Annotated in this window: 16 protein-coding genes; 2 read left to right on the top strand and 14 right to left on the bottom strand. The window is 58.8% G+C overall.

Annotated features, from left to right (window positions below; translation table 11 throughout):
• Positions 1–18 precede the first annotated feature (18 nt).
• Positions 19–1098: a hypothetical protein gene (locus tag NWQ23_RS15620; RefSeq protein WP_306167316.1), complete on the bottom strand. Its 1080-nt coding sequence runs from the start codon at positions 1096–1098 to the stop codon at positions 19–21.
• Positions 1099–1277: 179 nt separating this feature from the next.
• Here NWQ23_RS15620 and NWQ23_RS15615 point away from each other — a divergent pair, with 179 nt between their 5' ends.
• A complete protein-coding gene (locus NWQ23_RS15615; protein ID WP_306167315.1) occupies positions 1278–1622 on the top strand; it encodes a cupin domain-containing protein in 345 nt (114 codons plus the stop codon).
• Here the strand turns inward: NWQ23_RS15615 and NWQ23_RS15610 are convergent.
• The 5 genes from NWQ23_RS15610 to def (NWQ23_RS15590) all read right to left on the bottom strand — a co-directional run bounded on the left by NWQ23_RS15610 (position 1619) and on the right by def (NWQ23_RS15590) (position 4983).
• Positions 1619–2422: a L,D-transpeptidase gene (locus NWQ23_RS15610; RefSeq protein WP_306167314.1), complete on the bottom strand. Its 804-nt coding sequence runs from the start codon at positions 2420–2422 to the stop codon at positions 1619–1621. The genes NWQ23_RS15615 and NWQ23_RS15610 overlap by 4 nt on opposite strands.
• 126 nt (positions 2423–2548) lie before the next feature.
• Positions 2549–3448 carry a methionyl-tRNA formyltransferase gene (fmt, locus tag NWQ23_RS15605; RefSeq protein WP_306167313.1) on the bottom strand — a complete coding sequence of 300 codons (900 nt, stop codon included), beginning with the start codon at positions 3446–3448 and terminating at the stop codon, positions 2549–2551.
• Between the two features lie 51 nt (positions 3449–3499).
• On the bottom strand, positions 3500–4000 hold the full coding sequence (gene def / locus NWQ23_RS15600) for a peptide deformylase (protein WP_306167312.1): 501 nt from the start codon (positions 3998–4000) through the stop codon (positions 3500–3502).
• A complete protein-coding gene (gene def, locus NWQ23_RS15595; RefSeq protein WP_306167311.1) occupies positions 3997–4458 on the bottom strand; it encodes a peptide deformylase in 462 nt (153 codons plus the stop codon). The genes def (NWQ23_RS15600) and def (NWQ23_RS15595) overlap by 4 nt, the downstream gene beginning before the upstream one ends.
• A 3-nt stretch (positions 4459–4461) precedes the next feature.
• Positions 4462–4983 carry a peptide deformylase gene (gene def / locus NWQ23_RS15590; RefSeq protein ID WP_306167310.1) on the bottom strand — a complete coding sequence of 174 codons (522 nt, stop codon included), beginning with the start codon at positions 4981–4983 and terminating at the stop codon, positions 4462–4464.
• A 108-nt stretch (positions 4984–5091) separates the two neighbouring features.
• Here def (NWQ23_RS15590) and NWQ23_RS15585 point away from each other — a divergent pair, with 108 nt between their 5' ends.
• On the top strand, positions 5092–6264 hold the full coding sequence (locus NWQ23_RS15585; RefSeq protein WP_306167309.1) for a MalY/PatB family protein: 1173 nt from the start codon (positions 5092–5094) through the stop codon (positions 6262–6264).
• An 18-nt stretch (positions 6265–6282) separates the two neighbouring features.
• Here the strand turns inward: NWQ23_RS15585 and NWQ23_RS15580 are convergent, their stop codons facing one another.
• The 8 genes from NWQ23_RS15580 to NWQ23_RS15545 all read right to left on the bottom strand — a co-directional run bounded on the left by NWQ23_RS15580 (position 6283) and on the right by NWQ23_RS15545 (position 13391).
• Positions 6283–6630 (bottom strand): hypothetical protein, encoded by a 348-nt coding sequence (locus NWQ23_RS15580; RefSeq protein ID WP_306167308.1) that lies wholly within the window; start codon positions 6628–6630, stop codon positions 6283–6285.
• A gap of 89 nt (positions 6631–6719) precedes the next feature.
• Complete coding sequence (cobM, locus tag NWQ23_RS15575) at positions 6720–7487, bottom strand: precorrin-4 C(11)-methyltransferase (protein ID WP_306167307.1); 768 nt, start codon at positions 7485–7487, stop codon at positions 6720–6722.
• A 24-nt stretch (positions 7488–7511) separates the two neighbouring features.
• On the bottom strand, positions 7512–9320 hold the full coding sequence (gene cobJ, locus NWQ23_RS15570) for a precorrin-3B C(17)-methyltransferase (RefSeq protein ID WP_306167306.1): 1809 nt from the start codon (positions 9318–9320) through the stop codon (positions 7512–7514).
• A complete protein-coding gene (gene cobI / locus NWQ23_RS15565) occupies positions 9311–10012 on the bottom strand; it encodes a precorrin-2 C(20)-methyltransferase (protein ID WP_306167305.1) in 702 nt (233 codons plus the stop codon). Before cobI ends, cobJ begins: the two co-directional genes overlap by 10 nt.
• 52 nt (positions 10013–10064) lie before the next feature.
• Positions 10065–11267 carry a precorrin-6y C5,15-methyltransferase (decarboxylating) subunit CbiE gene (gene cbiE, locus NWQ23_RS15560; RefSeq protein ID WP_306167304.1) on the bottom strand — a complete coding sequence of 401 codons (1203 nt, stop codon included), beginning with the start codon at positions 11265–11267 and terminating at the stop codon, positions 10065–10067.
• Positions 11260–11895 (bottom strand): precorrin-8X methylmutase, encoded by a 636-nt coding sequence (locus NWQ23_RS15555; protein ID WP_306167332.1) that lies wholly within the window; start codon positions 11893–11895, stop codon positions 11260–11262. Before NWQ23_RS15555 ends, cbiE begins: the two co-directional genes overlap by 8 nt.
• A 75-nt stretch (positions 11896–11970) precedes the next feature.
• Positions 11971–13179, bottom strand: coding sequence for a sirohydrochlorin chelatase (locus tag NWQ23_RS15550; RefSeq protein WP_306167303.1), 1209 nt, complete (start codon positions 13177–13179; stop codon positions 11971–11973).
• Entirely contained in the window at positions 13176–13391 is a 216-nt protein-coding gene (locus NWQ23_RS15545; RefSeq protein WP_306167302.1) for a DUF6732 family protein, read from the bottom strand. Before NWQ23_RS15545 ends, NWQ23_RS15550 begins: the two co-directional genes overlap by 4 nt.
• Positions 13392–13516 lie beyond the last annotated feature (125 nt).

Genomic DNA, 13516 nt, shown 5'->3' with positions numbered 1-13516 from the left:
AGGTGGGTCTTGCCCACCCTACTCCGCCCCGTACTGGTTGCTGTCGTGTTTCTTCACAATCTCCTGGAACCGGCGGACAAAGCGTTCATCCGCTTTCGCCTTCTGCTCCAGCACTTCGCGGGCAAAGACCATGTGATCCTCATGCGCTTCCAGCATATCGGCCATCCGCGCATTTGTGGCAGAGCCGATAGCGGCCATGGCAGACTGTGCCTCTTGGTCGGTTTTCACCCCGATTTCATTGATCCGGTGGGCCACGTCCTGCTGCTGCGCGGTCTTCAGCGATTTCGACAAAGCGTCATAAAGCACGACCCGCTGCTTGGTATCTGTCTGCAACTTGTTGATCAGGACCATCTGGGTCGCAGCTTGGTTCTGCAAACTATCAATCCAGGTTTTGCCCTTTTCGATATAGCGTTCCAATGTCTGGCTCTTGGCCAGTTGGACTTGCTCGTTCTGGATCATCTCATTGTACTTGCCGTTCAAGGCGGCAAGCTCTGTCTCTAGCTTTGTCCGCGCGGCCGCGTCTTGCTCTACAGATATCTTGTTCTCTAATGTGATGATCTTGGGGTCCATCGCCAGAATTTCCGAACGGAGCGCTTCCAGCGTCCCAACGGTCATTTCCCGCTCTTCCAGAGTACCGGTCAGATTGGTTTCGACACTGACCTTCTGCTCGTTGAGGATGTTCAACTGCCCCTCCAGAAGCTTCATGATCACGTCTGACTTGCTGATCAGATCCTGCAACTTGTCATCAATCGAGGCGGTGCGGATGCGTTCTTGCCGCATGCTGTCGGCTTTGCCCTTGCTGAATATCCCAATCAGGCTTTCCATGCCGGTCTTTGTGCGCATCTCGTCGAAGTCTTTGGAAAAGGCCGTGGTCACGTCGTCCAGTCCCATTATCAGTTCAGCGATATTGGCATTCATCAGCTCGGTATGGGCATGTACATCTTCCAGACTGGCATTCTCGATATCGACGGCGATATCGGTGCCCTGCGCCATTTTGACCCGCGCCGTTTCAATCCGGCTGGTCAGTTCTGAAATCTTGCTCTGAGCGGCCGCAACCTGTGCTTGGGATTCCTTAATCTGAGTCTCGAAATTCGCCATGGCGGGCTCCTGAAAATTGTACGTCACGAAACTATATGACCACGATCCGTACAATGTGAATAGTGTGGTCCAGCAAATGCACCCAATTGCGGCACGATAGCCGCTTTACGCAGGCTTTCGGCTTCGCCACTGTTCTACCCGAAGACGCACATTTCCATCGAAGAGAATCGCGAAACCTGATGCCCGACCTGATACAGGCTGTCACCAAAGACAGCACGCCCCCGCAAACCGACCGCCCCGCAGCCGAAAGGATCATTTCCGGTGATCCGGTTTTCACGACATGGAACATCGAAGAGACGGGCGAGATTTATGCCGGCATCTGGCAATCCACGCCGGGCAAATGGCGGATCATCTATGACGAATGGGAGTACTTCCACATTCTGTCCGGTGTCTCGATCATCAGCGATGACGCTGGCGTTGTCGTCACCCTGCGGGCGGGCGACAGCTATGTCATCCGCCCGGGATTTCGCGGGACTTGGGAAGTGGTTGAAACCACCGTCAAAGACTATGTAATCCGGCTTTAGACGTCCCCGGGCTCATCAAATTGCGGCGGGCGGTCTGCGGCTTCCGCCTCTGGCCCCAGCAGTTCCTCGGCCGAGATGATCTTGGGCGGCAGTTCAATACCACGCCCGAAATTTTCTGGATCAACGCGCAGTGATTCCTCGGGCGACCGGATGAAGACACGCATCGGTGCTTCGATCTGATCGTACAGATGGATCACATCCTGATTGAACATCCGAATACACCCAGCCGATCCAGAATTTCCGATCGACTCCAGATCATTGGTGCCATGAATCCGGTAGTACGTGTCGCGATTGCCCCGAAAAAGATAAAGCGCGCGCGCACCGAGCGGGCTGCGAAGTCCTCCCGGTATGCCTGCGCGAAAGTCACCATATACCTCTGGTTCGGTGCGCAGCATGTTCTGCGTCGGGGCCCAGCCGGGCCATTTGCGCTTGAATTGCATCGTCGCACTGCCGCGGATCGAACGACCAGCCCGACCGACACCAACGGGATACCGTGTGGTAGAGCCGTCTGCCCGCACATGGTAAAGGAACTTGGCATAAGGATCGACATCAAGCGTATTTGGCCCGGCCTCTCCATTGTAAATCCCCGTCATGCGGCGGTTCACACCTTGCAGATATTCCGACGGAATACCCGGCAGCATATAGCCTGCATCACTGATCGGACCGTAGCCTTCGACAAACTGCATTTGCGGAATTTCTACGACTATGTCCGATGGAGGGCGGGGCGCACAGGCTGCCGCCGTGCTTGCCAAAGCCATTGCCCCGAATGATCGGCGCGTCAAATACGTCAACGTGTTCATAACTTTACCTTAGTCAATTCGAATCCCCTCATAACACTCTGCACAGGAAGGGCAAAACGTCACTCAGGCGGGTTTTCGCAAATGATCCCCCAAAAGTCGGATCGCTATCCCTTGTCGCAACCGGCTCTAGCTTACGAAAGGCCCCAATGCGAGGCCCTTGCGCACTTCCTCGGCTGACATTGGCTTTTTCCCCGGACGCTGCGCGCGGGTCACCTCGACCGCACCATCGCGACAGGCAATCACGAAACCGTCCAGGACCTGTCCTGGGCGGCCCGCCCCATCAACCACGCGCGACCCCAAGAGTTTGACCCGCTCTCCCGCAATCTCGCACCAAGCGCCGGGAAAGGGTGAAAGTCCCCGGATCAGGCGGTCGACCTCTTGGGCAGATTGCATCCAGTCAATGCGGGCTTCGGCCTTGTCGATCTTGGCGGCATAGGTGACACCCTCCTCCGGCTGGGGCTGGGGCGTCAGGTCCGGCAATTGTGCGAGCGCCGTCACAATCAGAGCTGCACCCATCGCAGACAGCCGGTCATGCAATGCGCCTGTGGTCTCCTCTGCACTGATTGACACGGCGTCCCGCAACAAAACCGGCCCTGTGTCCAGCCCCGCTTCCATTTGCATGATGCAAATGCCGGTCTGCGCATCACCAGCCATGATGGCGCGATGGATCGGGGCAGCGCCACGCCAGCGCGGCAAAAGCGATGCATGAATGTTTAGGCAACCATGTTGCGGGGCATCCAAAATTGCCTGTGGCAAAATCAGACCATAGGCGACCACGACCGCCACATCGGCCTCCAAAGCAGCAAAGTCTGTCTGCGCATCAGCACTCTTCAACGATACCGGATGGCGGACCGGCAAACCCAAAGCCTCGGCGCGGGTCTGCACCGGCGAAGGGCGATCTTTCTTGCCCCGTCCCGCAGGTCGCGGCGGTTGGCAATAGACGGCCAGAATATCGTGCCCTGCCTGCACCAAAGCATCCAGTACCGGCACAGAAAAATCCGGCGTTCCCATAAAGATCAGACGCATTCGCATCCCCTTTCTTTGTCCGCTGGAACGTTCAGCGAAGCCCCTCCGCCCCTAGCGACCGGACAGCTTGCGGGCTTTCTTGATCAACATATCGCGTTTCATCCGTGTAAGATGGTCAAAGAACATCTTGCCTGCCAAATGGTCGATCTGGTGCTGCACAGAGGTTGCCCAAAGCCCGACGAAATCCTTGCGATCCCATTGGCCTTTGTCATTCAGAAACCGCACAGTCACGGCGCGTGGACGGCTGATCTTGGCCCACACTCCCGGCAGGTTGGGCGAGCCTTCTTCATGTTCGCGGGGTTCTATACTGCTATGCAAGATCGTTGGATTGGCCATGCGGACAGCCTGACCGCGCGTATCGGACGCATCCACCACCGCGAGCGCCAGACCGATCCCCAATTGCGGGGCGGCAAGGCCGACGCCGGGCATCGTATCCATCGCAAGGATCATTTCTTCCCAGATCGCGCGGATCTCGTCGGTAATCTCGGGCACTGCGGCGGCCGGAGTGCGCAACGCGGGATGGGGCCACATCACATAGGGACGGTGGGTCATTGCAGCACCCCTGTCTGGCTGATCAACACACCGTTCAGATGATCAAACTCGTGGCAGATACAGACGGCCTGTACACCATCAAATTGGCCTTCATGCACGACTCCGGTCAAATCCTGCCAGACCAGCTTGATCCAAACAGGGCGCGGCACGGCAAAGCTTTGGCCCGGGATCGACAAACAGCCCTCTAGCCCTGTGGCTTGATCGGGAGATGTTTCCACGATCTGTGGATTGACGAAAATCATCGGCTGCGGATCGGCCTCTTTCCATGCGGTATCAACGACAAAGACACGCTGACTGATGCCCACCTGCGGCGCGGCAAGCCCGCGACCGGGGGCATCATACATCGTTTCGAACATATCACGGACCAGACGCGCAAGGTCGTCATCGAACTGGGCAACAGGTGTGGCCACTTGCTGCAAAACCGGATCGCCTTCAAATCGCAGTGCGCGGATTGTCAAACCCTAGCCCCGCGCCATTTCGCGTTTGAGCTTTTGCATTTTGCGGGTAATCATCTGCCGCTTGAGCGGGCGCAGATAGTCAATGAATAGCTTGCCATCCAAATGGTCCATTTCGTGCTGCACACAAGTCGCCCACAGCGCATCAAACTTTTCGCGGCGGGTCTTGCCATCCAGTTCCATCCATTCCACTTCGACCTCGGCTGGGCGTTCAACCTCGGCATATTGTTCTGGAATGGACAGGCAGCCTTCCTCATAGACGTTGCGGGCCTCCGAGGTCCAAAGCACCTTGGGATTGATCAATACCATCGGATCGGGCCTTGCGCCCTCATCCTTCACGCAATCCATCACAAGCACACGGTCCATGACGCCAACCTGCGGCGCGGCCAACCCGATCCCTGGAGCGTGATACATCGTCTCCAGCATATCGTCGGCCAGACGTCGCAGATCATCCGTCACAGAAGCGACAGGTGTTGCCACCTTTTTCAGGCGCGGATCGGGATGAATCAGAATATTACGCAAAGCCATGGCGGTGATTTAATCGGTCAACGTGCCCATCGCAAGCCAGTGGCGAAAATCGACTTGCACCCCGTGCCGCATCACCGCAATTTGGCGCCAACAAGCCGGAGCAGTTAAATGTCATTCAACACCCCTATCGACCGCCGTAATACCGCAAGCGTAAAGTGGGATCTGATGGAGAAACTGTTTCAGGTCTCGCCCGATGACGGGTTGGCGATGTGGACGGCTGACTCTGACTATCCCACCGCACCTTGCGTCCTTGAGGCACTGCAAAAGGCCGTCAACCACGGTGTTTTCGGCTACGGGTTCGAAAGCCCCGCCTATCTTGATGCCATCGCATGGTGGATGAAAGCGCGACATGGCTGGGAGATCGAGACCGATTGGATCCTCACGACACAAGGCCTTGGCAACGCAATCGCCCTCTGCCTCGATGTTTGGTCGGCACCTGGTGATGCGGCGGCCATCTTTACGCCAGTCTATCATGAATTCGCATTAAAGGTGCAAAAGGCCGGACGCGTTGTCACCGAATGCCCGCTCAAGCGCGAAGGTGACACCTATGTGCTCGACCTTGAAGACGCCCAAAGCCGCCTGACGGGCAAAGAAAAGCTTCTGATCTGGTGTTCGCCACAAAACCCATCGGGTCGCATCTGGACAGCTGATGAATTGCGTGCGGTCGCGGCCTTCGCACGCAAAAACAGCATGCTCCTGATCTGTGATGAAATTCACCACGACCTTGTTTTTGCGGGCAATTCGTTCGTGGCTATGGCAGTCGCGGCACCCGACGAAATGGACAACACGGTTTATCTTACTTCGGCCTCCAAGACGTTCAACATCGCCGGACAGCGGACCGGCAACATGATCATTGCGGACGAAAAGCTGCGCGCTGACATGCGTTCGCGACTGAATTCACTGGACTACAAACCATCCGTTCTGGGGGTCACGATGATCGCTGCCGCCTATTCTCCTGAGGGGGCGATCTGGGCCGACGCGCAAATGGCACATCTGCAAACTAACCGGGATATTTTTGACGCCGGGATCAATGCGATTCCCGGTGTATGGTCGATGCCTTTGCAAGCCACCTATCTGGGTTGGGTCGACTTTTCAGGCACCGGCATGAGCCACGAAGAAGTGGCCACGCGGATCAGAGATGTTGCCAAGATTGCCGTTTCTGCGGGGCCGACATTCGGCACCGGTGGCGAAACCTTCATGCGGTTCAACCTTGCCACGCAAACCGCAGTCATCGAAGATGCGGTTTCGCGTATGCAAAAGGCGTTCAGCGATTTACAGTAAATCGACGTTCACGCGGGTTTACCGCCCGATCAGTCCTGCAGGCACAAAGTCAGGCCGCACGAAATCGGCGGCAGGCTGGCTTGCTACGGGTGTCAGCCATTTGAACTCGAACACCCGTTCATCGCCGTCATCCACCGAAGACACCACAAGGCACTGATACAGATGCTTTGGCCCATCATAGATATCGACATGACCGCGCAACCGCTCTGACCCTTCAAGATCAAGAGCAAAGCCCCCGTCCCAGAACCGGCGGATACGATACGTGTCATCCCCATCCTGCACGGACAACCTATCTTTGCGCTTTAGCGCGGCCTTGCGCGCTTCTTCCAAACCCTGACGTACCGCATCAGGCAAAAACGTATACATACCAAGCCCCTCCAGACTGATCACAGGATGACCTGACAAAGGTAAATATCAAGTAACAAAATCCGCCGCAGCGCGGCAAAGCCTTAAAATTAGGCCTTCACACGTGGCCGCAAGACATGCGGTTTGGCCGCATCATAAAGCGCGGAGTCAGGAAACCCATGCGAATCGGATAAAGCAGGGCCGACAAGGATCAGCGCAGTGCGGGTGATTTTGGCCTCACGGACCTTTTCTCGGATATCCGTCAAGGTGCCGCGCAAGATCAGCTGGTCAGGCCAGCCGACGCGGTAGATCACCGCGACCGGGCAGTCAGCACCATAAAACGGCACCAACTGCCGCTCGATCTCGCGCAGGGCGCGGATACCCAGATGGATCGCCAAAGTGGCCCCTGTGCGTGCAAAATTCTCCAGCGTTTCCCCTTCGGGCATCCCCGTCGATTTCATCGACATACGGGTCAGGATGATCGATTGGGCGACCTCAGGAATGGTCAGTTCCGTGCCCAAAGCCGCCGCTGCGGCAGCATAGGCGGGCACACCGGGGATAATCTGATAGTCGATCCCATCCGCCTTGAGCCTGCGGATTTGTTCGGCGATCGCCCCGTAAAGCGACGGATCGCCGGAATGAACACGGGCGACATTCTGCCCTTTGGCGCGGGCTTCCAGAATCACGCCGTGGGTATCATCCAAAGTCATCGGAGCGGTATCCATAACCAATGCCCCCTCAGGCGCGCAGGCCACAACCTCGGCAGGGACCAGCGATCCGGCATAAAGGCAGACAGGGCATTCCCCGATAATCCGTGCGGCCTTAATCGTCAGCAATTCAGGGTCGCCGGGTCCGGCACCAATAAAGAAAACAGTCACGACATACCTTTCACTTTCATGGCACTAACCGGCCAGATCCCCGTCAATCTTGCGGGCATAGCCACGCGGCGTGTACATGCGTGGGCCTTCGCCCAGCTGCGCCAGCCGTGAATGTGACGACCCCACCAGCACAACCGTCAGCATATCCACCTCATCGACTTGCAATTCATCCAGACGGCGATAACGGACATACTCTTCTGGCCGCCCCAAGGACGACGCCAGCATGACCGGTGTTTCAGGCGGTCTGTGCTGCAACAGGATATCACGCGCCTCGGCCAGCAGGGTCCGGCGGCGCATCGACACCGGATTGTAAAAGGCGATTACAAAATCACCCTCCGCTGCCGCTTTCAGACGCTTCACAATATCTTGGCGCGGGGTCAGCAAATCGGACAGCGAAATCGCACAGAAGTCATGACCCAAAGGCGCGCCAGCCCGCGCCGCAGCCCCTTGCAAGGCGCTGACACCGGGCGAACAGACGACATCCACACGGCGCGCGGCATCCGAAACACCCATCTGATCAGGGCCGCGATCCAACAGTTCAAAGACCAAGGCCGCCATCGCATAAATACCCGCATCACCGGAACAAACCAAAGCGACATTCTTGCCCTTGCCTGCCTGTTCCAGCGCATAGCGGCACCGGTCCTCCTCTCCACCAAGTGGAAAATCCGACCGCGCCTTGCCAATCGCCAAAGGCCCCAGCAAATCAATATAAAGCCCGTATCCCACAAGCTCTTCGGCCTCGGATACCAAGCGCGACACCTCTGGCGTGCGCCAAGCCGCCTGCCCGGGGCCGATACCTACGACCGACAAACGGCCGCGTGCGCGGCCTTTCACCTGCGTCAAGGGGTTGGGGCTGACCACCAAAGCACAGGTCGCATTGGCCGTCTTGCGCTTGGAGACAAGGAATTCTCCCGCTTGCCCCGCCTGCGCCAAGGCTGCCGCCTCCGAGACACCATGCGCACCCACTTCGGCAAAGACCACATCGGACGGATGGGCCAGCCGCGGGGTTTCGGCCTCGAGCTCTGCCGCCTCGAACAAGCGCAAAGGCACATCAAAGGCCGCAGCCAAACCAATGATCGCAGGCTCGTCGGCCTTCAATGTGATCGTATTGACGGAATGGATGGCTTCAGGGGCAACTTTGGCCTGGGCCAGAACATCCGCAACCAAGCCAGCCAGTTCCGCGGGGTCACAATTGCGCGCACATCCGACCCCAAGGGTCAATCGTTGCGGTGCGAATTGCAGATGGGCAGCGCCCAGATCAGACTGGCGTTCCATCGTACAAGAGATCCTGACAGCATCACCTTTTGGCAGTTCCGCGAGCCACGGCGCATCGCCTGACACGGTCGCCCCACCACCCGACAGAAGGGCAGCCATCGCAGCTTTTGCATCCGCACGATTGACAAGCCGCCAGCCCAAGGGCGGTTCGTCCAAAGCCACACCAAGGGCCACATCCCCTGCAGTCGTCACAGCCGCAACTGCGCCCAAAGCCGCAGAAATCTGGGCCGCAAGCCTGTTGGCTCCGCGATGCCCGCCCAAAAGCGGCACCACGACGGCGCCATCATCCGACACCGCAATCACTGGCGGCTCGGACGTTTTGTCCGCCAGCAACGGGGCCACAGCGCGGATCAATATCCCCGCAGCGCAGACCCCGACAATCGGTATCCCCGCCGCAAACAAATCGCGCGCATGATCCAGAGCGTTGGGAAAAAACGCATCCGCGTGATCCACGCGCCCGGCGCGGCCATGCACCTGTGCGCCCAGTACTTTCGCCACGCGATGGGCCGTTGCCTCGCCCGAGCGGGACAAGGCCAGAACAACCGGTTTCAAAGCCATGGATCGGCCCCTTTGGTTAGCAAAATCATCGAAAAATACGGGGCGGACTCGGGGGCTCTGGCCAAAGGCAGAACGACCTCCTCGGGCAAGGTGGCGCGTTCAACATAGACAGCCTGCGAGGTCAGGCCCAATGTCTCAATGACAGCGCGAATCTTGGGCAAATGACGGCCCACTTTCATGATCACGACGCTTTCGGCCCCTTCTATGCGCGCGCGCAACTCGTCTTCGGGCAATGGTCCGGGTAGCACCGTCAGCCGTTCATTGCGGGCCGCCAGCGGCAATCCGGCACGGGCCGCACAGGCCGTGACCGAGGTCACACCCGGCACAACCTCGACCCGATAGCGGTCCGACAGACGGGCAAAAAGATACATGAAAGACCCATAAAAGAACGGATCACCTTCACACAGGCACACCACATCGTGCCCCGCATCCAAAGCCACGGCAATCGCGGCTGCACCCTTGTCATAAGCGGCTTGGGCCGGGGCGCGCTCGACAGACATCGGCACATCCATCACGATTTCTTGGGCATCCGGCGCAATCAGGTCTGCCGCAATCGCGCGGGCAAAACTCGCAGCCCCCGCCAGTGTGGGATAGGCGATCACGGCGGCCCCCTCGATCAAGCGCGCAGCGCGCAGCGTGATCAGATCAGGCGCACCTGGGCCAACGCCCACACCGTAGAGTACGCCGGTCATGCCGCCATCCCATCTTCTTTTGAGCTCAAATATCCCCGCCGGAGGCATCCTGTCATCGCTTCACAAGGCTCCATTGGGTGACAGGCATTGACGGTCGCCACCCAGTCATACGGCCCACCGGCTCCGCGCGATGCACAGAAAGCTTGATAAGATCACCGCCATACTGCTTGTGCAAAGCGATCAGTTCCGCCTCGCTTTCCAGCGTCACCGCATTGGCGACCAAACGGCCTAAAGGTCGCAAAGCGTCCCAAGCGGCGTCAAAGGTCTCGCGGCTCAGCCCGCCCCCGATAAAGATCGCATCCGGCGGCGGCAAACCAGCCAGCGCAGCAGGCACCATACCGTCGATCAATTCCAGCTTGGGGGCACCCAGCGCCAAAGCATTGGCCGCCGCCATCGCACGCCTGTCGGCACGTGGCTCAATCCCGATGGCGCGGGCATACCGCGCGGCCCGCATCCATTCAATCGCGACCGATCCGCAGCCGGTGCCGATATCCCACAAAAGCGCACCGCGCATCGGCATCAGCTTGGCCACGGTCGCCGCTCGGACCTCTTGCTTGGTCATGGTCCCATCCGACTGGAACAGATCATCGGCCAACCCCGGCACACGGGGCAAAAGGGCAGCATCAGGGGCGGCGACACACTCGACGGCTAATGTGTTAAAGGCGGGCACGACATGGTCCCAGGTCGCGGCCTGCCCGTCAAAACGGGCCTCATCCTTGCCGCCCATAGCGGCCAGAACCGTCATCCTTGATCCGCCAAAGCCACGCGCAGTCAGGAACGCGGCAATCTGTGCAGGCGTTTCAGCCCCGGTCGTGAGAACCAGCAAACGGGCATCAGGCTGAATAAACGCGATCATCTGCTCTACAGGGCGGCCATGAACGGTGAGCGTTTCGACATCCGGCAAGGACCAGCCCATGCGGGCTGCGGCCAGTTGGAACGCCGAAAGCTGCGGGTGATAGATGATTTGCGCCGGATCAATCGCGCGCCCGATCCGTGCGCCAACCGAAAACCAAAGCGGATCACCCGTGGCCAGAACCACCACACGGCGGCCACGCAAGCCTTCGATCGTCGCGATCAAGGCATCAAAGGGATGCGGCCAGGCAAGCCGTTCTGCCGTGAGGTTCTCGGTCAGGGTGTGATGGCGGTCGCCACCAATAATCACCTCTGCGGCCTCAACAACGGCACGGGTGGCAGGCAATAGTCCCTCCATCCCGTCTTCGCCGATCCCGACGATATGCAGCCAAGGATCAGACATCTTCAGGCAATCCCGCAGCCAAAGCGTTCACCGCGGCAGAGGCCATCGCCGATCCACCGCGTCGCCCGCGCAAGGCGACAAAATCGCATCCACGCGGATTGGCAGCAAGCTCTGCCTTGCTTTCGGCAGCCCCGACGAAACCCACGGGAAAACCAAGGATGACCGCAGGCTTGGGCCAGCCCGCGTCCAGCAATTCGAGAAGATGGAACAGCGCGGTGGGCGCATTGCCAATCGCCACGACAGCGCCGTCGAGCCGGTGACGCCAAAGCTCTACCGCTGCTGCTGATCTGGTATTACCGATCATTTGGGCGAGGTCCGGCACAGAAGGGTCGTTCAACGTCACAACAACATCATTGCCCGCCGGCAAATAGCGGCGAATGATCCCTGCCCCCACCATTTCACAATCGCACAGCACCGGCGCGCCGGCCTGCAAAGCGGCATGACCCGCAGCAACCGCATCCGGCGAAAACGCCAGCCGGTCCGCGATCTCGACCATCCCGCAGGAGTGGATCAGCCGCGTGATCAGCGGGTGTAGCGCGGGCGCAAACCGCTCCAGCCGCGCCTCGGCACGGACAGTCGCAAAGCTTTGCGCATAGATTGCTTTCGGATCAGTCTCGTAGGGGCGCAACAGCTTGCTTTCGTTGGTGGTGAAGGCAGTTCTTGGATCAAAAACTGCGCGCAAATTTTGAAAAATTTGCTTCCGTCAGGTTTTCACTTTGCGCGCACTCTCTGGTCCATGCGGGTGTTTGGCATGGGGGTAAGGCGCGTGGTGATGGTCGTGATCATGATGGTGATCGTGATCGTGGTGATGATGATGGTGGTGGTGGTGTTCATGATCATCGGCGGCTTTCAGACGGCACATCCCTGTGCAGAAGGTATCACACAGCGTGCAATCTGCGACATTGGACCCCGGCGCATTGGCACCTTGGCCCTCTACATGGTGGTGATGGCTTTCCTGCACCGCACCCACTTCGCCCTCGAACCCCAGAACGGCGGTCCGGTACTTGCACAACACACAAGTGGGCGGCGGGACCGCACCAAAAGCTGGGTGCTTGCGATCCTCCGCACTGATCTTGCGGTTCTGCCCGTCTTCCAGCGCGAGCACTTGGCTGCGATAGCCACAGATGCCGCAATTGGGGGGCGGTGTGGCGCTGACCTGTTCCATGATCCGCTCGGCAAAGGTTTCCAGCACCTTGGGATGGTCGCCCAGATAGCCTGCTTTCACAAACTGGATACCGGGATGTTCGGCGGCAACCTGATCGGTAAAGCCGTAAATCCGGTCGATCAGAATACCCGAGAACAGGAAATACGGGAAAACGATGACGCGCTTGTATGGCAGGCGGGCCACGTGTTGCAGGCAGGGTTCAACCAGCGGAAAGGTTACACCGGAATAGCCCACTTCGCACCAGCCAAAGCCCATGCCTTCTTGGAGCATACGCGCGATCTTGGCGACATTCCCATTGGCGTCAGGGTCAGAAGCGCCACGCCCGATCACAACCAAGCAGGTCTCTGTCAGCGGCAAGGCGCCATGTTTGGTATTCGCGCGGTCCACCGCCTCTTGAATGCGCCCAGCGGCAGCGGCGATCATCTTGGGATCAATGCCCAATTCACGGCCATAGCGGACATCCATGCCATGTTTGGCGGCATAGGTGTTCAGCACGGTCGGAATGTCATTCTTGGCATGCATCGCGGCAAAAAGCATGCCGGGCACGGCCAGAATACGGTCGCAGCCTGCTTCACGCAGTTTGTCCAGCCCGTCGCGGATCACCGGGTTGGCAAATTCCAGATAGCCGTAGTCCGTCAACCACTCGTCCGGCAGGTAGGCGGGCAATTTTTCGGCCAGCGTCGCGAACTCGTCCACAGCGGATTGACTGCGTGACCCATGCCCGCAAATCATGACACCGGTTTTCATGCGGTTTCCTCTTCCAGCTCTTCCTCGACTTCGTCGGCCTCTTGCTTGGCTTTCTTGCCCTTGAGCGCGCCCCAGATCGCTGCAAGGCCCGCAAGGCCGATTGCAGCACCCGCCACCCAATGATCGTGTCCGGCCAAATCAGCCCAATGACCCGGATGCGCCATGGCCGCCTGACCGGCAAAGATCAATGTAAGTGTCAGCAATCCACGCATGCGGGTTCTCCGTTTCAAAGTACGACCAGAGGCCCCGATGTCCGGGATCGACGACGTGATGTCCAGCCCCCGTTTTGGGTCGACTGCAGCATCTCCAACCGCTCTGGCCCAGTCTGGGCTTCGTC

This window comes from Yoonia sp. (genome assembly GCF_030731595.1).
Lineage (GTDB): Bacteria > Pseudomonadota > Alphaproteobacteria > Rhodobacterales > Rhodobacteraceae > Yoonia.
Note: the sequence above shows the minus strand (reverse complement) of the source record. Positions and strands in the feature narration are given on the sequence as shown.